General features: G+C 72.3%; 19 protein-coding genes. 14 read left to right on the top strand and 5 right to left on the bottom strand.

The features are described 5' to 3' along the window. The first annotated feature begins 3 nt into the window (after positions 1-3). Entirely contained in the window at positions 4-651 is a 648-nt protein-coding gene (locus tag RIN80_RS02940; protein ID WP_309093876.1) for a superoxide dismutase, read from the top strand. Positions 652-808: 157 nt separating this feature from the next. Here RIN80_RS02940 and RIN80_RS02935 read toward each other — a convergent pair whose 3' ends face one another. Next, entirely contained in the window at positions 809-1,432 is a 624-nt protein-coding gene (locus RIN80_RS02935; protein ID WP_309093875.1) for a histidine phosphatase family protein, read from the bottom strand. A 285-nt stretch (positions 1,433-1,717) separates the two neighbouring features. Continuing rightward, positions 1,718-3,187 carry an FGGY family carbohydrate kinase gene (locus RIN80_RS02930; RefSeq protein WP_309093874.1) on the bottom strand — a complete coding sequence of 490 codons (1,470 nt, stop codon included), beginning with the start codon at positions 3,185-3,187 and terminating at the stop codon, positions 1,718-1,720. Between the two features lie 156 nt (positions 3,188-3,343). Between RIN80_RS02930 and RIN80_RS02925 the strand changes: the two genes are divergently transcribed. From RIN80_RS02925 to RIN80_RS02880, 10 genes are read left to right on the top strand one after another with little or no spacing between them, the layout of a single operon-like run. After that, on the top strand, positions 3,344-4,765 hold the full coding sequence (locus RIN80_RS02925) for a sugar ABC transporter substrate-binding protein (protein ID WP_309093873.1): 1,422 nt from the start codon (positions 3,344-3,346) through the stop codon (positions 4,763-4,765). 2 nt (positions 4,766-4,767) lie between these two features. Next, positions 4,768-5,646, top strand: coding sequence for a sugar ABC transporter permease (locus RIN80_RS02920; RefSeq protein ID WP_309093872.1), 879 nt, complete (start codon positions 4,768-4,770; stop codon positions 5,644-5,646). Then, on the top strand, positions 5,643-6,467 hold the full coding sequence (locus RIN80_RS02915) for a carbohydrate ABC transporter permease (protein ID WP_309093871.1): 825 nt from the start codon (positions 5,643-5,645) through the stop codon (positions 6,465-6,467). The genes RIN80_RS02920 and RIN80_RS02915 overlap by 4 nt, the downstream gene beginning before the upstream one ends. Continuing rightward, entirely contained in the window at positions 6,464-7,555 is a 1,092-nt protein-coding gene (locus RIN80_RS02910; RefSeq protein WP_309093870.1) for an ABC transporter ATP-binding protein, read from the top strand. Before RIN80_RS02915 ends, RIN80_RS02910 begins: the two co-directional genes overlap by 4 nt. Next, positions 7,552-8,376, top strand: coding sequence for a DeoR/GlpR family DNA-binding transcription regulator (locus RIN80_RS02905; protein WP_309093869.1), 825 nt, complete (start codon positions 7,552-7,554; stop codon positions 8,374-8,376). The genes RIN80_RS02910 and RIN80_RS02905 overlap by 4 nt, the downstream gene beginning before the upstream one ends. After that, positions 8,354-9,433, top strand: a complete 1,080-nt coding sequence (locus tag RIN80_RS02900; RefSeq protein WP_309093868.1) for an ABC transporter ATP-binding protein — start codon at positions 8,354-8,356, stop codon at positions 9,431-9,433. The genes RIN80_RS02905 and RIN80_RS02900 overlap by 23 nt, the downstream gene beginning before the upstream one ends. After that, a complete protein-coding gene (locus RIN80_RS02895; protein ID WP_309093867.1) occupies positions 9,430-10,461 on the top strand; it encodes a 2-hydroxyacid dehydrogenase in 1,032 nt (343 codons plus the stop codon). Before RIN80_RS02900 ends, RIN80_RS02895 begins: the two co-directional genes overlap by 4 nt. Before the next feature lie 19 nt (positions 10,462-10,480). Beyond that, entirely contained in the window at positions 10,481-11,911 is a 1,431-nt protein-coding gene (locus RIN80_RS02890; protein WP_309093866.1) for an FGGY-family carbohydrate kinase, read from the top strand. Positions 11,912-11,937: 26 nt separating this feature from the next. Then, a complete protein-coding gene (locus RIN80_RS02885; protein WP_309093865.1) occupies positions 11,938-12,990 on the top strand; it encodes a glycerophosphodiester phosphodiesterase family protein in 1,053 nt (350 codons plus the stop codon). Then, positions 12,990-13,211: a hypothetical protein gene (locus tag RIN80_RS02880; RefSeq protein ID WP_309093864.1), complete on the top strand. Its 222-nt coding sequence runs from the start codon at positions 12,990-12,992 to the stop codon at positions 13,209-13,211. The genes RIN80_RS02885 and RIN80_RS02880 overlap by 1 nt, the downstream gene beginning before the upstream one ends. A 3-nt stretch (positions 13,212-13,214) precedes the next feature. Here the strand turns inward: RIN80_RS02880 and RIN80_RS02875 are convergent, their stop codons facing one another. Beyond that, positions 13,215-13,850, bottom strand: coding sequence for a DsbA family protein (locus tag RIN80_RS02875; RefSeq protein ID WP_309093863.1), 636 nt, complete (start codon positions 13,848-13,850; stop codon positions 13,215-13,217). 139 nt (positions 13,851-13,989) lie between these two features. Between RIN80_RS02875 and pepN the strand changes: the two genes are divergently transcribed. Together pepN and RIN80_RS02865 are read left to right on the top strand one after the other, a co-directional pair. Next, on the top strand, positions 13,990-16,566 hold the full coding sequence (gene pepN / locus RIN80_RS02870) for an aminopeptidase N (RefSeq protein ID WP_309093862.1): 2,577 nt from the start codon (positions 13,990-13,992) through the stop codon (positions 16,564-16,566). Positions 16,567-16,762: 196 nt separating this feature from the next. Further along, complete coding sequence (locus tag RIN80_RS02865; RefSeq protein ID WP_309093861.1) at positions 16,763-17,803, top strand: hypothetical protein; 1,041 nt, start codon at positions 16,763-16,765, stop codon at positions 17,801-17,803. A 98-nt stretch (positions 17,804-17,901) separates the two neighbouring features. On the opposite strand, the gene RIN80_RS02860 is transcribed toward RIN80_RS02865, so the two are convergent. Both RIN80_RS02860 and RIN80_RS02855 read right to left on the bottom strand, forming a co-directional pair. Further along, positions 17,902-19,659, bottom strand: coding sequence for a TIGR03767 family metallophosphoesterase (locus RIN80_RS02860; RefSeq protein WP_309093860.1), 1,758 nt, complete (start codon positions 19,657-19,659; stop codon positions 17,902-17,904). Between the two features lie 231 nt (positions 19,660-19,890). After that, complete coding sequence (locus tag RIN80_RS02855) at positions 19,891-20,331, bottom strand: NUDIX hydrolase (protein ID WP_309093910.1); 441 nt, start codon at positions 20,329-20,331, stop codon at positions 19,891-19,893. A gap of 239 nt (positions 20,332-20,570) precedes the next feature. On the opposite strand from RIN80_RS02855, the gene RIN80_RS02850 reads away from it, so the two are divergent. Beyond that, positions 20,571-23,861 (top strand): S8 family serine peptidase (locus tag RIN80_RS02850; RefSeq protein WP_309093859.1); only part of this gene is annotated, 3,291 nt, incomplete at its 3' end.

Genomic DNA, 23,861 nt, shown 5'->3' with positions numbered 1-23,861 from the left:
CCCATGCCCGTCTACACGCTGCCCGACCTGCCGTACGACTACGCGGCACTCGCCCCCGTGATCAGCCCCGAGATCATCGAGCTGCACCACGACAAGCACCACGCGGCCTATGTGAAGGGCGCCAACGACACGCTGGAGCAGCTCGCCGAGGCGCGGGACAAGGAGGCCTGGGGGTCGATCAACGGGCTGGAGAAGAACCTGGCCTTCCACCTCTCCGGGCACATCCTGCACAGCATCTACTGGCAGAACATGACCGGCCCGAAGGACGGCGGCGGCGAGCCGCTCGCGCAGGACGGCGTGGGTGAGCTGGCGGACGCGATCACCGAGTCCTTCGGCTCCTTCGCCCGCTTCAAGGCCCAGCTGTCCAAGGCCGCCGCGACCACGCAGGGCTCCGGCTGGGGCGTGCTCGCCCACGAGCCGCTGAGTGGCCGGCTGATCGTCGAGCAGGTCTACGACCACCAGGGCAACGTCGGCCAGGGCGCGACCCCGATCCTCGTCTTCGACGCCTGGGAGCACGCGTTCTACCTGCAGTACCGCAACCAGAAGGTGGACTTCGTCGAGGCGATGTGGCAGGTCGTCAACTGGCAGGACGTGGCCCGGCGTTACGAGGCCGCCAAGTCCCGGGCGGACGTGCTGCTGCTGGCCCCCTGAGGCCGGTCGTGTGAAGCGTCCTGCCTCGTGATCGTCTTCTCACCCTTCACGAACGGCAGGCGGAAAGAGGAAGACCCCCGCGAGGACAGGACTCGCGGGGGTCTTCTGCGCAGACGCCGGTCAGGGGCGTGGGCTCATCGTGCTACGGCAGGTCCGGCTACGGCAGGTCCGGATCGCACGGCACGTTGAGGGAGAGGAGCGCGGCGGAACCGTCGGGATGCATGCGCAGTTCGCTGACCGCCGCGTTCCGCAGCCGCGGCAGCACCCTGCGGTACTCCCGCGCCGGGATCGACAGCAGGCTGCACAGCACCAGGCGCAGCAGGGTGTTGTGGGCGACGACCAGGACGCGCCCGCCGGGATGGGCGGCGGCGATCTCCCGCAGGGCACGGACCCCCCGGGCCGCTGCCGCCGCCGGGTCCTCGGCGCCGGGGAAGGAGTGCGCCACCGGGTCGGCCCGGTAGGCCGCGGCCCACTCCGGGTCCTCGGCCTCGAACTCGGCGAGCGTGCGCCCCTCGACCACGCCGAAGTCGCATTCGCGCAGGTCCGGTTCGAGCTGCGGGGGGAGGCCGAGGACGCGGCAGGCGGGGTCGGCGGTGGCGACGGCCCGGGACAGCGGGGACGTGTGGACCGCGTCCACCGGGTGGGCGGCGATCCAGCGGCCGAGGGCCTCGGCCTGGGCGCGGCCGGTGTCGGTGAGGGCGATGTCGCTGATGCCGGCGTAGCGGTTCTCGGCGTGCCAGACGGTCTGTCCGTGGCGGGCCAGCAGGAGGGTCGTGGTCATGGGCCGGTCCGTTCGCGTGCGGTGGGGTGGTCGGTGCGGGGCGGTGCCTGGCTGGTCGACACGCCGGCGCCGCGACGCACCGAGGTCCTGCTCATGATTGCCCACCGGCGCAAGGCGGCATCCGACGGACCGGCACACCGGCCCGGGGCCGCGCCAAGGTCCCGCTCATGAGTGCCCTGTCGGCGCAGGACCCGCACCAAGGTCCCGGTCATCACCGCCCCACCGCCCCAGGGCGGCGCCGGGCTGGTCGACACGCCGGCGCGCGAGGGCACACCAAGGCCCTGGTCATGATCGGTCCGTGTCCGGGTGCAGCCGGGCCCGGGCGTGGTCCGCGACGGCGGCGGGCAGCCAGCCGCGGTCCCGGAGGGCGTCGACGAGGCGCGCGTACGGCTCGGCGAAGGCCGCCGTGCGGCCGGGGCGGGGTTCGAGGACGGTCCGGACGCGGACCATGCGCTCGGCGACACCGGCGAGCGAGCCGGCCCCCGACGCCCCGAACGCGGCCAGCGCCGCCATCCCCAGGGCCGGTTCCGTCTGTTCGGGGACGCGGGCCGGGCGGCCCAGGATGTCGGCGCGCAGCTGGTTCCAGTAGGGGCTGCGCGCGCCGCCGCCGGTGAAGGTGAGCGGCCCGTCGAGGGGGGCGCCGAGGTGGTGCAGGTAGTCCAGGCACAGGCGTTCCGCGAAGCCGACGCCCTGGAGCACGGCGGCCCACCGGTCGGCGTCGTCCGCGGGGTCGCCCAGCAGGAGCGAGGTGGCCTCCGGCGCCCGGAACGGGAACCGCTCCCCCGGTGAGACCAGCGGATAGGCGACCGCGCTCGACGGCTCGAACGCCGCGGCCCGCTCGTCCATCGCGGCGGGATCGGCGTCCGGGAAGTGCGCCGCGAGCGCCCCGGCCCCCACGCTGGACGCCCCGCCGGGCAGCCAGGTGCCGTCCGGGGCGCGGTGGTTGTAGACCACGCCCGCGGGGTCCCGGACCGGGTCGCGGGCCGCGCCCTTGAGCACCAGGGTCGTGCCCAGCACCGAGTTCCACGAGCCGGGCCGCAGCGCGCCCGAGGCGATCTGGGCCGCGCAGCCGTCGGTCATCCCGGCGAGCACCGGTGTGCCGGCGGGGATGCCGGTGGCGTCGGCGGCGGCCGGGCGGACCTCGCCGAGGAGGGTGCCCGGGCGGACCACCTCGGGCAACAGGCCCTCGGGGACGCCCAGTCGGGCCAGGGCCACCTCCGGCCAGGACTCGTGCGCCACGTCGTAGCCGGTCTTGAGGGCGTGGCTGGAGTCGGCCGGGGGCGGTGCGCCGGTGAGGCGGGCGACGATCAGGTCGGGCTGGTGGGCGAGGCGCAGGCCCGGGCCGTACTCCCCGAGCAGCCACAGCGCCTTCGGCAGCGCCCAGGTGTCCTGGACCGCGAGCCCCGCCCGGCGGGCCCGGGCCGCCTCCCGTGCGGCGCGGGCGTCGTCGTACATCAGCGCCGGGCCGGCCGGCCGGCCCGAGCCGTCCGTCAGCAGCACCGTGCCGGACGTGCCGCACACGGCGAGTCCGCCGACCGGCGTGCCGGAGGGCGCGGCGCCGAGGGCCGCCCGGGACGCCGCACACAGCGCGGCCCACCAGCGCAGCGGGTCCTGCTCGTGCCGCACCCCGCGGCGCCGCCCGGTCAGCGGGGCCGAGCCGCTGCCGAGAACCGTGCCGTCGGCGGTGACGAGCAGCACGCGGACGCTCTGCGTGCCCAGGTCGACGCCCAGCCAGCCCGCATCCTCGTCCGCCATCCGGAACCTCCCACGCCGTCGCAGCCGGATCTGTGAACTTCTCACTGTGCCCCGATATTTTCCCGTGCGCGAGGGATTGACGCCCCACTTCAGCCGTTCCACCCTCTGTTAGCGAGTCGACTCGACGTGTTAACCAGGCTCCACGCGGAGGTACGGATGGACACGCACGCGCACGACCGCCGGCGCTTCCTGGCCCTCGCCGCCGGGGCCGCCGCCGCCCCGCTGCTGACGGCCTGCGGCGCCGGTTTCGGCGGGAACGACAGCAAGAGCGACGGGTCCGCCGCCGACGACATCACCGGCTCCTTCGACTGGAAGCGGGAGAAGGGCACGACGGTCAAGGCGCTGCTCAACAAGCACCCGTACACGGACGCGTTGATCGCCGACCTGAAGTCCTTCACCGCGAAGACCGGCATCGAGGTCGAGTACGACGTCTTCCCCGAGGACAACTACTTCGACAAGCTCACCGTCGACCTGTCCAGCGGGCGTGCCTCCTACGACGTCTTCATGCTCGGCGCGTACATGGTGTGGCAGTACGGGCCGCCGGGCTGGCTGGAGGACCTCGGGCCCTGGATGCGCAACTCCGCGGCCACGGGCGACGAGTGGGACCGGGCGGACTTCTTCCCGAACCTGCTCCGGGCCGACCAGTGGTCGCTGAAGGCGGGCGCGCCGCTGGGGCGGGGCGGGCAGTACGCGCTGCCGTGGGGCTGGGAGACCAACGTCGTCGCCTACAACACCGAGGTGTTCGGCAAGCTCGGCCTGAAACCGGCCGAGTCCTTCGACGAGCTGTCCGAACTCGCCGCCACCATCAAGCGGAAGGCGCCGGGCGCGGGCTTCGACGGCATGTACGGGATCGCCGTGCGCGGGTCGAGGAGCTGGGCCACCATCCACCCCGGCTTCATGACGATGTACGCGCGCAACGGCCTGAAGGACTTCACGGTCGACGGCGGGAAGCTCACACCGGCGATGAACAGCCCCGAGGCCGTCGCCTTCACCGAGGACTGGGCGCGGATGGTGAAGCGGGGCGGACCGCCGTCCTGGACCTCCTACACCTGGTACCAGTGCTCCAGCGACCTGGGCGCGAAGAAGGCCGGAATGCTGTTCGACGCCGACACGGCCGCCTACTTCCAGGCCGTGAAGGGCGCGAGCCCCGCCTCCGGGAAGATCGCCTTCCACCCGGGGCCGAAGGGACCGGACGGCTCCCTGGCCACCAACATGTGGATCTGGTCGCTCGGCATGAACGCCAGGAGCAAGAAGAAGAGCGCCAGTTGGCTGTTCCTGCAGTGGGCCACCGGCAAGGAGCACCTGCGCGAGGGCGCGATCACCCACAACCACATCGACCCGGTGCGCAGGTCGGTCGCCGAGGACGCCGCCTACAAGGACAAGATGCGGCACCTGCCCGGGTTTTTGGAGACCTTCGAGACGGTCGTCGACCGGACGAGGATCCAGTTCACCCCGCAGGCGCAGTTCTTCGACGCGACGACCAGCTGGGCCGCGGCCCTCCAGGAGATCTACGGCGGCAAGGGCGCGCAGTCGGTGCTGGACGGGCTGGCGGACGACCTCGCCGGCAAGGTGGGCTAGCCATGCGGCTCGCGCTGCGCCCGTACCTCCTGATCGTCCCGGCCCTGCTGCTCACCTGCGGGATCCTGTACCCCTTCGGGCTCGGGCTGTACTACACGCTGTTCGACTTCTCGGCGAGCAAACCGCAGCCGGACATGGTGGGGTTGGAGAACTACCGAGCCGTCTTCACGCAGGAGGCGTTCTGGAACTCGGCGTGGGTGACGGTGCTGTACGCGGTCGGGGCGGCGCTCGCGGAGACCGTGCTCGGGGTGGCCGTCGCCCTGCTGCTGCACCGGTCGACCCTGGTGGGCCGGGTGCTGGAGAAGATCCTGATCCTGCCGCTGATGATCGCCCCGGTGATCGCGGCGATCATCTGGAAGCTGATGCTCCAGCCGTCGGTCGGGGTGGTCAACCACCTGCTCGGGCCCTTCGGCCTGGGCGGGGTGCAGTGGACCGACACCCCTGCGGGCGCCCTCCTGTCGTCGATCGCCGTGGACGTGTGGGTGTACACCCCGTTCGTGGCGATCCTCGCCCTGGCCGGTCTGCGGTCGCTGCCCGCCTCCCCGTTCGAGGCGGCGGCCGTGGACGGCGCGGGGTGGTGGTACACGTTCCGGCGGCTGACCCTGCCGATGCTGTGGCCGTACGTGCTGGTCGCGGTGATCTTCCGGTTCATGGACTCGCTGAAGGTGTTCGACATCATCTACGCCCTGACCGAGGGCGGGCCGGGCGACTCGACGATGGTGCTCCAGATCCGGGCGTATCTCGAAGCCATCCGCTTCCAGCGCTACTCCTTCGGGATCTCCTACACGATCGTGCTGTGGGCCGTGGTGTACCTGGCCGCGATGGTGCTGGTGAAGCACCTGGGGAAGATCCAGCGGAAGGCCGCGGAGGTCACCACATGAGCAGACGCGTCCTGGGATGGCTGGGCGACGCCGCCCTGATCCTCTACTTCGTCTTCGCGCTGTTCCCGATCGCCTGGATGGTGATCCTGTCGCTGAAGCCGGCGGACCAGCTGTTCTCCACCTACTTCGCCTTCTCCCCCACCCTCGACGGCTACCGCACGGTGCTCGGCGACAGCGAGGGCATCCCGTTCGTGCGGTTCTTCGTCAACAGCCTGGTGGTGTCGGTGGGGGCGGTCGCGCTGTCACTGGTGGTCGGGCTCCCGGCCGCGTACGCCTCGGCCCGGTGGCGGTTCAAGGGCTCCGAGAACCTGATGTTCACGCTGCTGTCGTTCCGTTTCGCCCCCGAACTGACCGTGATCATCCCGCTGTTCGTGCTGTACCAGAAGCTCGGCCTTTTCGACACGTACGTCGGCATGGTGTGGGTGCTGCAGCTGGTGACGCTGCCGCTGATCGTGTGGATCATGCGGTCCTACTTCGCCGACCTCACCCCCGAGCTGGAGCAGGCGGCCCTGCTGGACGGCTACACCCGCAAGCAGGCCTTCTTCAAGGTGGCCCTGCCGCTGGTGAAGCCGGGCATCGCCGCCGTGTCGCTGCTGGCGTTCATCTTCGCCTGGAACAACTTCGTCTTCCCGCTGATCCTCACCTCCAACGAGGCCCAGACGGTGACCGTCGGCGCCCTGTCCTTCCTCGGCGGGGACCGGCCCAAGTACAACCTCACGGCCGCCGCCGCGCTCGTCTCCGTCGTCCCGCCGCTGCTGCTGGCGCTGACCATCCAGCGCTATCTGGTGCGGGGCCTGTCGTTCGGGGCGGTGAAGTCGTGATCCGGCTCAGCGGGATACGCAAGGCCTACGGACGGACCGTCGCGCTGGACGCGCTCGAACTGGAGGTCCGCGAGGGCGAGTTCTTCTGCCTGCTCGGCCCGTCCGGCGCGGGCAAGACCACGACCCTGAAGACCGTCGCCGGACTCGAACAGCCCGACTCGGGCACGGTCGTGCTCGGCGGCGAGGACATGCGCGGTGTCGAACCGTACGACCGGGGCGTGGCGATGTGCTTCGAGAGTTACGCCCTCTACCCGCACCGCTCCGCCTACGACAACCTCGCCTCGCCCCTGCGCTCGCCCCGGCACCGGCTGCCCGCCGCCGAGGCCCGGCAGCGCATCGGCGCGATCGCCGAGCTGCTCGGGATCTCGGGGCTGCTGGACCGGCCCGTCGGGCAGCTGTCCAACGGCCAGCGGCAGCGCGTCGCCCTCGGCCGGGTGCTGGTCCGCCCCGCCCGGGCGTTCCTGCTCGACGAGCCGCTCTCCCACCTCGACGCCAAGCTCCGCCAGCAGATGCGGGCCGAGCTGAAGGCCATCGGGGCCGTGCAGCGCACCACCACCCTCTACGTCACCCACGACTCGGTCGAGGCGCTGGCGCTGGGCGACCGGATCGGGGTGATCCGAAAGGGGCGGATCGTGCAGACGGGCACGCGGGAGGAGATCTGGTACCGGCCGCACGACACGGAGGTCGCGCGGGCCTTCGGCCGGCCCCGGATCAACCTGCTGCCGGGGGTGGTGACGGAGGGCGGGGTGCGGTCGGACGGCGGGGTGGAGCTGCCGGTCCGCGCGCGGACCGCGCCGGGCACGGACGTCCTCGTCGGCATCCGTCCCCGGGACATCGCCCTGCACGGCGGCGAGGGCCACGAACTGTCCGGGACCGTGTACGTCACCGAGGTGCTCGGCCGGTCCGTCGAGGTCACCGTCCGGCTCGGCACCGGGGAGCGGCGGGTGTCCCTGGTGGCCCCCCGGGCGGACGCGGCGCGCCTTCGTCCGGACGATGCGGTACGGCTCGTGGTCCGGCCTGAGAACCTGCTGCTGTTCGAGGCCGACCGGCCGGAACGACCGGGACGACGGATAGAGACACAGCGATGAGCAACAGCAGTGGGGGACAGCAGGGGCCCGCGGCGCGGCAGGCCGCCATGGCCGAGCAGGTGCTGGCCGACGGCTCGGCCACGGCGGCGGAGCTGGCCGAGCGGTTCGGAGTGAGCCTGATGACCATCCACCGGGACCTGGACGAGCTCGAACGGCAGGGCGTCGTACGGAAGTTCCGCGGCGGGGTGACCGCGCAGCCGTCGGGGGTCTTCGAGTCGAACGTGCAGTACCGGCTGAAGACCATGCGCGCCGAGAAGGCCGCCGTCGCCGAACACGCCCTGCGGATGGTCGAGCCCGGCATGGCGGTCCTGCTGGACGACTCCACGTCCACCCTGGAGATAGCCAGGCGGCTGCGCACGGGCGAGATCACGCCCCTGACGGTCGTCACCAACTTCCTGGAGGCGATCAACCTCCTGGCCGACCAGCGGGGCATCCACCTGATGGCCCTCGGCGGCGACTACGACCCGCTGCACTCCTCGTTCCTCGGGGTGTCGTGCGTGGAGGCGGTCGAGCAGCTGCGGGTGGACGTGTGCTTCGCGTCGACGTCCGCCGTGCACGGGGGTTACGCGTACCACCAGGAGCAGCACATCGTGTCCGTGAAGCGGGCGATGCTCGACGCGGCCGCCCGGAACGTCCTGCTGATCGACCACACCAAGCTCGGCCGGGTCGCCCTGCACCGGGTCGTCCCGCTGTCCCGCTTCGACACCGTCCTCGTGGACGACGGGGCGTCGCCGGAGGCACTGCGGGACCTGGACGAGCACAAGGTCCGTTACGAGGTTTGCGCGACGAAGGGCGGCCATGACGGGACTGGAGCTACGTGAGCTGCGCAAGACCTACCGGTCGCGTGGGCGGCCCTCCGTGGACGCCGTCCGCGGGATCGACCTGAGCCTGCGGTCCGGGGAACTGCTCGGGCTGCTCGGGCCGTCCGGCTGCGGCAAGTCGACCACGTTACGGATGATCGCCGGGCTGGAGTCCGTCACCGGCGGGGACATCCTGGTCGGCGGGGCGTCGGTGGTGGAGCGGCCCGCGCGGCGGCGCAACATCGGGGTCGCGTTCGAGAACTACGCGCTGTATCCGCCGCTGTCGGTCGCGGAGAACCTGGCGTTCGGGCTGAAGGCCCGGCGCAGGTCCGCCCGGGGCGATGTCGACCGCAAGGTGAAGGAGATCGCCGAACGGGTCGGCCTGACCGAGCTGCTGGACGCCCGCCCGGCCGGTCTGTCCAGCGGCCAGAAACAGCGCGTCTCGCTGGCCCGGGCCCTGATCCGCGAACCGGACGTGCTGCTCCTCGACGAGCCCCTCTCCCACCTCGACGCGGCCCAGCGCGACACCACCCGCCGCGAACTCAAGCGCATCCAGAAGGACCTCGGCCACACCACCATCCTGGTCACCCACGACCAGGAGGAGGCCCTCTCCCTCGCCGACCGGATCGCCGTCATGAAGGACGGCGTCATCCAGCAGCTCGGCACCCCCTACGAGATCTACGACAGCCCGGCCGACGTCTTCGTCGCCGACTTCGTCGGCGAGCCCGCGATCACCCTGCTGCCCGGCATCGCCGGCGGCGACGGCCACGCCCGCCTGTCCGACACGGTCCGCATCGCCCTGCCCGTGCCGGTGGAGCGGGGCCGCGAGGTGGTGGTCGGCATCCGCCCCGAGGACGTCCGGCTCACCGCCGGGGACGGCCTGCCCGCCCGGGTCGTCGCGCACGAACCGCTCCTTGAGTCGGGCCTGGCGACCCTCGCCCTGGACGGTGTGGAGCGGCACCTGCTCGTCCTCACCGATCCCGAAGCACGGCTCGCCCACGACGACCGGGTCCGGGTCGCCGCCGACCTCGCACACACCCATGTCTTCGACGCCGAGACAGGAGCCTCACTGCGATGACTGCCGAGAACAGCGTGCGTGTCGTGGCCGCCGGTGACCACTTCGTCCTGCCGTCGCTCATCACCCGGGCGGTGGCGCACGAGGTGGAGCGGGCGCAGGTGCGGGAACTGCGGCTGGGCTGGCCGCTGGAGCCGTTCGGGCCGGTCGCCGAGGTGCGGGAGGCCAGTGACGCCGAGGACGAGCTGATCGAGGCGCTGGCCGGGGCGCAGGTGCTGGTCACGCAGATGGGTCCGGTCACCGAGCGGGTCCTGGCCGCCTGCCCGGACCTGCGGCTGGTCGTGGTCTGCCGGGGCGGGCCGGTCAACGTCAACCTGGACGCGGCGAAGCGGCGGGACGTGCGGGTGTGCTTCGCGCCCGGCCGCAACGCCGCCGCCACCGCCGAGTTCACCCTCGCCCTGATGCTCTGCGCCCTGCGCCGCATCCCCCAGGCCCACGAGCCGCTGGTCCGGCGGGGCAGCTGGGAGGGGGCGACGTACTACACGTACGAGGAGAGCGGCCACGAGCTGGAGGACCTGCCCGTCGGACTGATCGGGTACGGGGCCGTCGGCAGCAGGGTCGCACGCGTGCTGTGCGCGTTCGGGGCACGGGTGATGGTGTACGACCCGTATGTGCACGGCGAGATCCACGGCCTGCGCGTCACCTCGCTCGACGACCTCCTGCGCCGCTCCCGGGTGATCACCCTGCACGCCCGGCTCACCGCTCAGACGCGGGGGCTGGTCGGCGCCCGGGAGCTGGGCCTGCTGCCGCACGGGGCGGTGGTGGTGAACGTGGCCCGGGGTCCGCTGCTGGACGAGGACGCGCTGTGCGACGCGCTGGACAGCGGCAGGGTGTCGGCGGCGGCGCTCGACACCTACGAGCGGGAGCCGCTGCCGGTGGAGTCCCGGCTGCGGGGATTCGCCGAACGCGTGGTGCTCACACCCCACCTGGGCGGCGCCTCGCGCGCGGTGGCGGAGAAGGCCGCACGGATCGCCGCCGAGGAGGTGGGCCGCTGGGTGCGGGGAGAGCCGCTCGCGCACTGTCTGACCTGAGGACCCTGAGGAGAGCCGCATGTACGTCGGTATCGATGTGGGCACGTCCATGGTCAAGGCGGCGGCCTTCGACACGGCGGGCCGCCAACTGGCCGTGGAGGCGAGGCCGGTGGGCCTGTCGCTGCACGGCGGGGTCGTCGAGCAGGACATGGAGGAGGTGTACGCGGCGGTCGTCGGCGTGCTCGGCGCGCTGACCGCCGCGGTGGCGGAGCCGGTGGAGTTCGCCGGGCTGACCGGGCAGGGCGACGGGGTGTGGCTGGTCGACGCCGAGGGGCGGCCTGTGCGGGCGGCGGCCTCCTGGATGGACGGGCGCGCACACGAACTGGTCGACCGGTGGCTGGCGGACGGCACGTTCGAGACGGTGTTCCGGCGGACCGGGAGCGCGCTGTTCCCCGGCTGCCCGGGGCCGCTGCTGGCCTGGCTGGACCGCCACGAGCCGAAGGCGCTGGACACCGCGCGGGCCGCCCTGTACTGCAAGGACGTGGTGTTCCAGCGGCTGACCGGAGCCGGCCCGACCACGGACGTGTCGGACGCGTCCATGCCGTTCCTCGACCCGCGGAGTCGGGCGTACGACGACCGGGTCGTCGAACTGCTCGGGCTGAGCCACCGGCGGGGCCTGCTCGCCCCGGTCAGCGACCCGGTCGCCACGGCCGGGGCACGCGGCGAGGGCCTGCCGGCCGGCACCCGGATCGCCAACGGCCCCTACGATCTGCCGGCCTGCGCGCTGGGCGCCGGTGTGACGTCCCCGGGCGACGGGCTGCTGATCGTCGGCACCTGCCTGGCCAGCCTGGTCGCCACGGCCGAACTCGACCTGACCGGCGAACCGGCCGGGCTGTACATCTCCACGGACCGGCCCGGGCACTGGCTGCGCGCCATGCCCGCGATGGTCGGCACGGCCGCGCTGGACTGGGTGCTGTCCACGACCGGCGTGCGGCACGACGAGGTGGACGGGCTGCTGGCGCAGGCCCCGCCCGGCGCGCACGGCGTACGCGTGCTGCCCTACTTCGCGCCCTCCGGGGAACGCGCCCCCTTCGTGGAGCCGCGGCTGCGCGCCGAACTCACCGGTGTGTCCCTGGAGTCGACCCGGGGTGATGTGGTCCGTGCCACCTGCGAGGGCATCGGGTACGCGGCCCGGCACTGCCTGGAGGCGGCCGGCCTGACGGGGAGCCTCGCCGTCTGCGGCGGGGGCACGCGCAGCCCCGCCTGGATGCGGCTGCTGGCGGACGTGCTCGGGCGGCCCCTGCGGGTCGTCGAGGGCGAGGTGGGGGCGCGGGGGGCGGTGCTGGCGGCGGCCGAGCGGTTCGGGGCCGGGCTGGACGCACCGGCGTGGACGAGGCCGACGGCGGTCGTCGAGCCGGACCCGGGCCGGGCCGCGTTCTACACGGAGGGCTATGCGGAGCACCTGGAGCGGCTGGCCGGGGCACGGGCCCGGGCCCGGGCCCGGGCCTGAACATCCCATCCATGAAGGGGAGTCGCATGCAGCTCGGACGGAGATGCCTCCTGCTCGCGGCGGCCGCGGGGACGGCCACGGTGACCGCCGGCGCCCCGGCGGTGGCCGGACCGGGTGCACGCGGCCCGGTCGTCATCGGCCATCGCGGCGCGGCCGGCTGGCGCCCGGAGCACACGGCGGCCTCGTACATCCACGCGGTGGAGACGGGCGCCGACTGGATCGAACCGGACCTGGTGCCGACGAAGGACCACGAGCTGGTGGTCCGGCACGAGAACGAGATCTCGCAGACGACCGACGTGGCCCTGCGGCCGGAGTTCGCCGGCCGGCGCACGACGAAGACGGTCGACGGCCGCCAGGTCACCGGATGGTTCACGGAGGACTTCACCCTGGCCGAGCTGAGGACGCTGCGGGCGGTGGAGCGGCTGCCGGCGGTGCGCAACCGCAACACCGTCTTCGACGGGCGTGCTCGGATCCTGACGTTCCAGGAGGTCGTGGACCTGGCGCGGCGGCTGTCGAAGGCGCACCGCCGCACGGTCGCCGTCTTCCCCGAGACCAAGCACCCCACGTACTTCCGTTCGATCGGGCTGCCGCTGGAGCCGAGGCTGGCCTCGGCGATCCGCCGCAACCGGCTCGGGCCGCGCGAGTGCGTCGTGCAGTCCTTCGAGCCGACGAGCCTCAGCCGGATCGCCGCGGAACGGCTGGGCGTGCCGCTGTGGCAGGCGCTGGGGACGACGGGCGGGCCGTACGACCTGGTCTCGGCCGGTGATCCCACGACGTACCGGGACATGATGAGTCCGGCCGGGCTCGCCCGGATCGCCGCGTACGCCGACTGGATCGGGCCGGACAAGTCCTCGGTCGCCGGCACGTCGCTCGTGGCGGACGCGCACGCGGCGGGGCTGCGGATCGGGCCGTACACCTTCCGCGCGGAGAACCAGTTCCTGCCGGCCCGGTTCCGGCGCGGGAGCGGACCCGCCGATTTCGGGGACGCGTTGGCGGAATACGCGCTGTACTACGACATGGGGGTCGATGCGGTCGTCACCGACTTCCCGGACCTGGCGGTCAGCGCGAGGAGGGGCTGATGTTCTTCAGGGACAAGCACTGCCCGACCTGTCCCGGCAGCGGCACACAGGTGTTCGTGCCGCTCAAGCCCGAGGAGAGGAAGGCCATCGGGACACGGCGCGCGGACCTGTGGCGCTGCACCGCACCGGGCTGCCGGTGGTACCAGCCCTGGGACCACCGGGCTGCCGGGGGCCGGCTCCCGGAGGAACTGCGGAACCCGGGAGCCGACGCCTCGGCGTGAGCCTCAGAGATTGGAGAAGTCCGGGCCCTTGGTGCGCGTGCGCTTGATCTCGTAGAAGCCCGGCACCGAGGCCACGGCGAGGGTGCCGTCCCACAGGCGGGCGGCCTCCTCACCCTTGGGCGCCGGGGTGACGACCGGTCCGAAGAAGGCGATCTGCTCGCCGTCGGCGCCGGGCACGGCGATGACGGGCGTGCCGACGTCCTGGCCGACCTTGTCGATGCCCTCCTTGTGGGAGGCGCGCAGCTCGGCCTCGTACGGGGTGGCGTCCCAGTGCTCCATGAGGGAGTCGGGCAGGCCCACGTCCTTCAGGGCCGCGGCGACGGTCTCCTTGCCGTGGCCCTCGCCCTGGTTGTGGATGCGGGTGCCGAGCGCGGTGTAGAGGTCGCCGAGCACCTCGGCGCCGTGTTCCTGCTGGGCGGCTATGACGACCCGGACCGGGCCCCAGCCCGTCTCCAGCAGCTCGCGGTACCGCTCGGGCAGCTCGTCCAGCTTGTCCTCGTTGAGCACGGAGAGGCTCATGACATGCCAGCGGACCTTGATGTCCCTGACCTTCTCCACCTCCAGCACCCAACGGGAGGTCATCCACGCCCAGGGGCACAGCGGGTCGAACCAGAAGTCGACGGGGGTCTTGTCCGACATGTCTCTCCTCGTGAGGAAGCCGTTTCCCCGGGGAAACGCCTCGGCGGTCCCCGGCCATTCCCGGCTGACCCGTGTCAGGGGCGCGTGGCAGGATCGGTGCTGTTCAGCCGTATTCCACGACGCTTGAGGAGTTCCGCCCGTGCCCGGTGAGAATCTGTCCCGCGACGAGGCCCGCGAGCGGGCCGCCCTGCTGAGCGTCGACGGGTACGAGGTGTCCCTCGACCTGCGGTCCGCGGTCGGCGAGGACAGCGGCGACGGGCCCCGCACGTTCCGCTCGGTCACGACGATCCGCTTCCGCTGCAACGAGCCCGGTGCGAGCAGCTTCGCCGATCTGATCGCCCCGAGTGTGACGTCCGTCTCGCTCAACGGCCGCGACCTGGACCCCGGAGAGGTCTTCGACGGCTGCCGGATCACGCTGGAGGACCTGGCCGCGGACAACGAGCTGGTGGTCGACGCCCGGTGCGCCTACTCCCGCACCGGCGAGGGCCTGCACCGCTTCGTCGACCCGGAGGACGGCGAGGTGTACCTGTACACGCAGTACGAGCCGGCCGACTCCCGCCGTGTCTTCGCCAACTTCGAGCAGCCCGACCTCAAGGCCCCGTTCCGCTTCGAGGTGCGGGCCCCCGAGGGCTGGACGGTGTGGAGCAACGGCGCCGGTGAGCGGTCCGACGGGGTGTGGCGGTTCGCGGAGACCAAGCCGATCTCGACGTACATCACCTGCGTGGTGGCGGGCCCGTACCACCACGTGACGGACTCCTACTCCCGCACCTTCGCGGACGGCACGACGCTGGAGATCCCGCTCGGCGCCCTGTGCCGCAAGGCCCTCGCGCCCCACTTCGACGCCGACGACGTCTTCCTGGTCACCAAGCAGGGCCTGGACTTCTTCCACGACCACTTCGACTACCCGTACCCGTTCGGCAAGTACGACCAGGCGTTCGTGCCGGAGTACAACCTGGGCGCGATGGAGAACCCGGGACTCGTGACGTTCCGGGAGGAGTTCGTCTTCCGCGGCAAGGTGACCCAGGCGTCCTACGAGGGCCGGGCCAACGTCGTGCTGCACGAGATGGCGCACATGTGGTTCGGCGACCTGGTCACCATGGAGTGGTGGGACGACCTGTGGCTGAAGGAGTCCTTCGCGGACTTCATGGGCGCGTACTCCCTGGTCGGCGCGACCCGCTTCAGCGAGGGCTGGATCACCTTCGCCAACCGCCGCAAGGCCTGGGCCTACCGCGCGGACCAGCTGCCCTCCACGCACCCGATCACGGCGGACATCCGCGACCTGCAGGACGCCAAGCTGAACTTCGACGGCATCACGTACGCCAAGGGCGCGTCGGTGCTCAAGCAGCTCGTGGCGTACGTCGGCGAGGAGGCGTTCCTGGAGGGCGCCCGGCGCTACTTCAAGCGGCACGCCTACGGCAACACGCGCCTCGGCGACCTGCTGTCGGTGCTGGAGGAGACCAGTGGCCGGGACATGAGCGCCTGGTCGCGGTCCTGGCTGGAGACGGCCGGGGTGAACGCGCTGACGCCGCAGGTGCTGCTGGACGCCGACGGCCGCGTCGAGGAGCTGGCGGTGGTGCAGGAGGCCGCCGAGTCGCACCCGGAACTGCGCCCGCACCGGGTCGCGGTGGGCCTGTACCGGGTGGCGGACGGGACGCTGGAGCGGTACGCGCGCGCGGAGACCGACGTCGAGGGCGCCCGGACGGTGGTCGCGGAGCTGGCCGGCGCCGACGCCCCGGACCTGGTCCTGGTCAACGACGACGACCTGACCTACTGCAAGAGCCGCTTCGACGAGACGTCGCTGGCCACGCTGCGCGAGCACCTCGGGTCGGTCACCGACCCGCTCGCCCGCGCCCTGTGCTGGTCGGCGCTGTGGAACATGACGCGGGACGCGCTGCTGCCGGCGCGGGAGTTCGTGGACCTGGTGCTGCGGTTCGCGGGGCGCGAGTCCGAGATCGGCGTCCTGCAGATGCTGCACGCGTGGGCCGAGTCGGCGCTCACGCACTACTGCGCGCCGGCCCGGCGCGCGACGACCGCCCTGCTGCTCGCCGAGGGCGCGCGCCGCGAGCTGTACGCGGCCGGGGCCGGCAGCGAGCACCAGCTGGCGTGGGCGCGCTTCTTCGCCCGGACGGCCACCGCCCAAGCCGACTTCGACCTGCTGCGCGACCTGCTGGCGGGCACCGCGACGGTCGAGGGGCTGGAGCTGGACCAGGAGCTGCGGTGGGTCTTCCTGGAGCCGCTGGCCGCGCATGGGGCGGTGGACGAGAAGGCGCTGGCCGAGGAGCTGGCCCGGGACGACACGGCCTCCGGCAAGCGGCACCAGGTGCGCTGCCTGGCCGCGCGCCCCTCACAGGCGGTCAAGGCCCAGGCGTGGGCGCAGGTCGTGGAGTCCGACGCGCTGTCCAACGCGATGGTCGAGGCGACCATCGCGGGCTTCTCCCAGGGCTCCCAGCGGGAGCTGCTCGCACCGTACGCGGAGAAGTACTTCGCGGCGCTCGAGCGGGTCTGGGCCGAGCGGTCGATCCAGATCGCCATGCACGTGGTGCAGGGCCTGTTCCCGTCGCTGCAGCAGTCGAAGGAGACGCTGGACGCCGCGGACGCCTGGCTGGACGCCCACCGCGAGGCGGCCCCGGCGCTGCGCCGGCTGGTCCTGGAGTCCCGGGACGATCTGGCACGCGCGTTGCGTGGACAGGCGTGCGACCAGGCTGCTGACCAGTAGCTTTGGCCTGAGATCCGGGCGTTCCCGCTCTGTTACGAGATGCGTGCCCGATGAGCCGTAACCCCTGGTCCACCCCCGAACGGACCAGGGGGTTTCGGCATCCGAACACTCGTCCTTTAGCGCTTGGTTGTCCGCATTTGTCGACGGACCTGTAACAGCGGTTCAAGGACGCCCCGGACGCGGGAAATTGCGGGTCATGACCCAGAACACGCCGCTCTCCCCCCGCCCCCTGCACGACCTGTCCGGCGCCGGCCGGCCCCGCGTGACGACGACGGCCCGGCTCCGCTCGCACGGGGTCTCCACGGCCGAGACGAACGAGCAGTGCCGCCCCGGCGGCCCCTGGCAGCAGCTCCTGCCGGGCGTGGTCCTGCTCCACCCGGGCCCGCCGACCAGCGAGGAGCGGCTGCACGCGGCGCTGATGTACGCGGCACGGGAGCGCGGCACCGGTGTTCCGGCCCAGCCCGGCGCGAGCACGGCACACACCCCGGCCTACGCGGAGGTGATGATCACCGGGCTGGCCGCCCTCACCCTGCACGGCTTCTCCTCGACGCCCCCGCTGCCGTCCCTGGACGCGTTCGACGTCCTGGTCCCGCGCATGCGGCGGCTGCGCTCGACGGGGTGCGCGCGGATCGTGCGCACCCCCGCGCTGCCCGTCCCGGAGCAGGTCACGGGCGTACCCGTGGCCCCGGTGGCCCGGGCGCTGGCCGACGCCGTCGCCGAGCTGGCGGACGCGGGCGTGGTGCGCCGGCTGCTGACGGAGGCGGTACGCGGCGGCCACTGCGACCCGGCCTCCGTGGTGCGCGAGCTGAACCAGGCGCGGCTGCTGAGCCGCCCGCACGTGGTGGACGCGGTGGACTCGCTGCTGGCCGAGGGCCGCGCCATCGCCGAGGACCGTCTGTACCGGATGGTCCGTGAGCACGGCCTGCCCGACCCGGTCTGGAACGTGGACCTGCGCCTGCCCGGCGGCCCCTACCTCGGCGGCCTCGACGCCTACTGGCCCGACCAGGCGGTGGCGGTCGAGCTGGACACCCGGGCGCCCCGCCAGGACGACGACGCCGTGTGGTCGGAGTACGCCCGCAAGCGCGAGCACCTGGAGCGGCTCGGGATCACGGTCGTCCACATCACGCCCAGGAAGCTGCGCGACTGTCCGGAACAGCAGGCGACGGTGGTCCGTACAGCGCTGATGGCGTCGGCCGACCGCGAACCGGCCGCGTATGTCGTGGTGCTGCCCCGGTAGTGACGGACCGAAGCGGAACCAGGAGGGGGGAGGAGGGGCCGCCGGGCGCACCGGCGGCCCCTCCTCGCGTCCGGGCGCCGCTCCTGGTGTCCGGGGCGTCAGCCCTTCTTCAGGACCAGTTCGGTGTTGCGGTCCTTGGGGTTGCCGCCGAGGGTCGTGCTCGCTCCCGGGGCGTTGAGGGACAGTTCGCGGTAGAGGGCCGCGAGGCCGGTCTGGGAGAGGTCGGAGAAGTCCGTGCGGTGCGGGGCCGAGGACTCCACCAGCGTGGTGAACAGGGAGATCGTGCCGTCCTTGTTGTCGGCCAGTTCGATGACCCGGGCCAGCTGCGGGAAGTCGACGTGGGAGGCGGTGGAGATCTCCCAGAAGGAGCGGCCGCCGGGCGCGGAGTGCGGCGTGATGACGTTCTTGTGGATGTGGCCGTTCACCCAGGCCAGCACGTTGCGGTGGCTGCCGAGCAGCGCCAGCACCTCCTGGCCGCCCCGGCGCCGCTCCTGGGGCCGGGCCGGGTCGGGGCGGGTGTTCGTCATGGTCTTGCTCGTGTGGTGGCTGAAGACCACCGCGTAGGAGTCCTTGTTCTCCCGCAGGGTCCGGTCGAGCCACCTCAGCTGGGCCGAGCCGATGGAGCCCTCGTAGTGGCCGCCCGCGTCGGTGGTGTCCAGGCTGATGCCGATGACGTCGTCGGAGATGCGGAAGGCGTAGTACTGGGTGCCCGCGTCCAGGTTGGCCGAGGAGTAGCCGTGGCCGACCGGACCGACGCCCCGGAAGGCCGGGTCCAGGTGCGCCTCGATGTACTCGGCGGGCGTGAAGGGGGCGCGCCTCTCGTCCGGGGTGACCGAACGCATGGCGCGGGCGTGGGACTTCAGGAAGTCGTGGTAGCGCACGCCCCGGGGGTCGCGGGCCTTCTTGATGAGCGTCTGGAGCCGCTTCGCCTCAGCGGCCGGCACGTCCATCAGCTTCCTGCCGCCGACGGCCAGGTCCGTGAGGTAGGAGTCGCGGTGCGAGGCGTAGCAGCCCATCGGCAGGGAGTCGTGGTTGCCGACCGTCGAGTACCAGGGCAGGTTCAGGCCCGGGCTCTGCACCTCGCGGATCGCGGCCTGGAGGAAGCCGTCGAGGCGGGGGAAGCCGGCCTGCTTGTCGGCGTCGCGGAGCGCGGCGTCCGGCTGCCAGTACTGCTTGAGGCCGCTGTTCTGGACGCCCTCGTAGCGGCGCGGGTCGCCGGTGTTGGGCGTGATGCGCCCGCCGCTCATGATCTTCAGGAACCACTCCAGCTCGGACCTGGCGTTGTTGTCCGTGTTGTCGCCGGTGGTCATGGCGAAGTGCAGCGGGGCACCGGTGACGGGGGCGCCGCGCAGCGCGTTGATCCGCTCCACCAGGGAGATCGCGCCCTGCACGGTGAGCGCCTCGTGCGGCCGCCAGGCGTGCACGTCGGCCGAGCGCAGGTACTCCAGGCGCAGCGGGTGCTGCGCGTCGATGATGTGCAGGTCGGTGAGCTGCACGAACGCCGCGAGCGCGGTGCGGCGCCCGGCGCGGCCGGAGTGGGGCGCGGCCAGCTCGGAGCGCACCACCCGCTGCCAGCCTGGCCCGTCGCCCAGGCGCCGGTACCCGGAGCCGGCGCGCGGGGTGGCGACGGACGCCACCGTCGTGCCCTTGGTGTAGGGGGCCAGGGGCGCGGCCGGGGCCTGGCGCGAGGAGGCGGCGACGGCCTCGGTGGCCTCCTTGGTGGTGGCGGCCTGGCTGTCGCTGGGCCGCAGGGCGTAGCCGGCGCCCGCGGAGAGGGCGACCGCGCCGGTGGCGGCGAGGACGGAACGGCGGTGGATGCCCTGGCCGGAGCCGGCGACTGAGCGTGTGCGCGACATGCGCTTCTCTCCCCGAGTGCGAACGCGTCGGCAGTGGTCACGGGGCGTTCGTGACGCGAACACCCCGCTCGTACTGGATGGTTGGCAGCGGGGATGACCTGCGTGTGAACAAGGCGGCAACGCGCAGCGCCGATCACCGTACGTGGATCTTGGACTACCCGGCGCGTCGACGACCGCTCCGGGAACGGCCCGGAGCCGGTCACGCGGCGTTCACCTGCCGGGGTACTGGATCTACTCCGGGGCGCCGGCCAGCCGTCCGGTCACCGGCCGCTCCCGCCACATGCGCAGGGCGGTGTCCACCATCGGCACGCGGGCCAGGCCGGACACCGCGCCCAGGTCCTGCCAGGCGGCGAGGTCGGTGGAGCCGTTCACCTCGTGGCTCAGTTCGCCGCCGGTGACCCGGCCCTCGTAGACGAACCGGACGGCGTGGTGGTCGACGGCGCGTCCGAACCGGTCGCGGAGGGTGCGGCGGGAGGAGTCCACGCCGAGCAGCCCGGTCACCTCGATGGTGTAGCCGGTCTCCTCCTCGACCTCGCGCCGGACGGTGTCGTAGGGATCCTCGCCGTGTTCCATGCCGCCGCCGGGCACGACCCACTCGGGGGTGCCGTCCTGGGCGGGGGAGCGGGCGAGCAGGATCTGTCCGTCACGGACGCATATGGCGTAGGCCGCCACCCTCAACTTCTGTCGCACTCCGGGACGTTAACCGATTTCACCGCCTTCGGGACTGATACCCGCAAAACGCATCGGGGGTTTTCCCCATACATCCATTTCGTTTCGGTCAACCCTCCCCAAAGAACTCCCCCTTGCGTAAGGCTGTGCGATCGTCCGGGCTTGCCGTTCCGGACCCGTGGCGACCAGGGCCGATCGACCCCGGTCGTTCCCGCTCGTTCCTTTACCTCCAAGGGATGCCGATGACCCTCACCCCCCAGCGTGACCCGATATCGGGCCGGAGACGCGTGGCGCGCATCGCCGTGGCCGCCGGACTCGTCGCCGCGCTCTCCGCGGCCGGGCCGGTCCCCCTGGTCCTCGCCGCGGACGGCCCCGGCGCCGCCGCCCCGGCCGACCGGGACGTCAAGTCCGCCCACCACAAGCTCGGTTCGGACGACGCGGACCTGCTCGCCGAGGCCAAGGCCGACGGCGACAAGAACGTCACGATGATGATCGCCACCGCGCCCGGGCAGACCGAGCAGGTCTCCGGGCAGCTGGACGCGGTCAAGGGCGGCTCGGTGGGCCGGGCCGACGACAAGCTGGGCTACGTCCGCGCCACCGTCCCGACGGCCAAGGCCGACTCGGCGATCGCCGCCGCCGCCAAGCTGTCCTCCGTGCACGGCATCGACCTGCGCGAGGAGATCCCGCTGGACGACCCGACGCCGAGCGCGGACGCCGCCAAGGGCGCCAAGGGCACGGCGACGTACCCGGCCCCGGGCAAGCGGACCCCGGCGGAGAACCCGTACAACCCGTCCTTCGAGACGGGCGCGGTCGACTTCGTCGAGGACCACCCGAAGGCGGACGGCCGCGGCATCACCATCGGCATCCTGGACTCCGGCGTGGACCTCGGCCACCCGGCCCTGCAGAAGACCACGACCGGTGAGCGGAAGATCGTCGACTGGGTGACGGCGACCGACCCGATCATCGACAACGACAACACCTGGCGCCCGATGGTCACGGCCGTGTCCGGCCCGGCCTTCACCTACCAGGGCCAGTCGTACAAGGCCCCGGCGGGCTCCTACGCCGTCAGCCTGTTCAAGGAGTCGTACACCACCGGCGGCGACGCGGCGGGCGACGCCAACCGCGACGGCGACACCACCGACGTCTGGGGCGTGCTCTACGACGCGGCGGCCGGCACGGTCCGGGTCGACCTGAACAACAACAACGACTTCGGCGACGACGCCCCGATGAAGCCGTACAAGGACGGTCACCAGATCGGGTACTTCGGCACCGACGACCCGGCCACCGACATCGCCGAGCGGCAGCCGTTCGTCGTGGAGGTCCGCGAGGACGTCCCGATGGACCCGCTGGGCGGCTCCTGGGTCGGCAAGAAGTCCGACTTCGTCAACATCGGCGTCATCGAGTCCGAGCACGGCACGCACGTCGCCGGCATCACCGCCGCCAACGGCCTGTTCGGCGGGAAGATGGACGGCGCGGCGCCCGGCGCCAAGCTGGTCTCCTCGCGCGCCTGCACCTGGTCCGGCGGCTGCACCAACGTGGCGCTGACCGAGGGCATGATCGACCTCGTCACCAAGCGCGGTGTCGACATCGTCAACATGTCCATCGGCGGCCTGCCGGCGCTGAACGACGGCAACAACGCGCGCGCCGAGCTGTACACCCGGCTCATCGACACCTACGGCGTGCAGCTGGTGATCTCCGCGGGCAACTCCGGCCCCGGCGCCAACACCATCGGCGACCCGGCCCTGGCCGACAAGGTCATCTCGGTCGGCGCGTCCGTCTCCAAGGAGACCTGGGCCGCCAACTACGGCTCGGTCGTGGAGAAGAAGTACGCGATGATGCCGTTCTCCTCGCGCGGCCCGCGTGAGGACGGCGGCTTCACCCCGACCCTGGTCGCCCCGGGTGCCGCGATCAACACCATCCAGACCTGGATGCCGGGCGCCCCGGTCGCCGAGGCGGGCTACTCCCTGCCGGCCGGCTACGGCATGCTGCAGGGCACCTCGATGGCATCCCCGCAGGCCGCCGGTGCCGCCGCGCTGCTGCTGTCCGCCGCGAAGCAGAAGAGCATCGACCTCACCCCGGCCACCCTGCGCACGGCCCTCACCTCGACCGCCGACCACATCAAGGGTGTGCAGGCGTACGAGGAGGGCGCGGGCCTGATGAACATCGAGGACGCCTGGGAGGCGATCCGTGACGGCGCCACCTCGCACGCCTACACGGTCAAGGCCCCGGTCGACACCGCGATCGACCAGTTCCTTGAGACCCCCGGCTACGGCACGGGCCTGTACGACCGCGAGGGCGGCCTGAAGGCGGGTCAGAAGAAGACCTACGAGGTCACCCTCACCCGCACGTCCGGCGCCGACAAGCCGATCCGGCACGAGCTGCACTTCGAGAACAACGCGGGCGGCACGTTCCGCATCGTCGGCTCCGACGAGGTGCGGCTGCCGCTGAACCAGCCGGTGACCGTCAAGGTCCAGGCCGCCCCGAAGTCCGCGGGCATCAAGAGCGCGATCCTGGAGGTCGACGACCCGCGCACCGAGGGCATCGACAAGCAGGTCCTGCACACCGTGGTCGTCTCGCAGCCGCTGAAGTACACCTTCTCCGCGGCCGGCACGGTGCAGCGCAACAGCTCGCAGCACTACTTCGTCACCGTCCCCGAGGGCGCCAAGACGCTCGAGGTCGCGATGAGCGGGCTGAAGGACAAGAGCCAGACCCGCTTCATCTCCATCCACCCGTACGGCGTCCCGGCCGACCCGACGTCGACGATCAACTGCTACCCGAACTACTCGAACCCGGCCAACACCTGCCGACCCGACCTGCGTTCGTACGCGGACCCGCAGCCGGGCGTCTGGGAGATCGAGGTCGAGTCGCGCCGTACGTCGCCGCTGCTGGACAACCCGTACAAGCTGGACGTCGCCGTCCTCGGCGCGGCCTTCGAGCCGGAGACCGTGACCGTGCCCGAGGCGAAGGTCGGCACCCCGGCCACCGCCACCTGGAAGGTGACCAACGGTTTCGCGGCGATCGACGGCAAGCTGGCCGGCGGCCCGCTGGGCTCGGCCAAGACGGCCCGCCCGTCGATCAAGCAGGGTGAGACGCAGACCACCACGGTCGAGGTGCCCGCGGGTGCCAAGTCCCTGGACGTCGTCATCGGCAACGTCTCGGACGCCGCCGCCGACCTGGACCTGGCCGTCTACGACGCGGCCGGCAAGCAGGTCGGCAGCTCCGCCGACGGCGACTCGGAGGAGTCGGTCTCCGTGCCCTCCCCGGCCGCCGGCACCTACACGATCGAGGTCGTCGGCTACGGCGTGCCGTCCGGCACCACCGCCTACGACTACCAGGACGTGTTCTTCTCCGCCTCCCTCGGCAGCGTGAGCGTCGACGGTTCCGCGGTGAAGCTCGGCACGGGTGGCTCGGCGACGGTCTCCGGCAGCGTCACCGCCGCCGCGGCCGCCCCCGAGGGCCGTGAGTTCTTCGGCCAGGTCCAGCTGGTCAACGCCCGCGGCACGGTCGCGGGCCTGGGCAGCGTGAAGATCGAG

It is taken from the genome of Streptomyces sp. (assembly GCF_031181705.1).
GTDB lineage: Bacteria > Actinomycetota > Actinomycetes > Streptomycetales > Streptomycetaceae > Streptomyces.
This window is presented reverse-complemented; position numbering and strand designations above follow the sequence as displayed.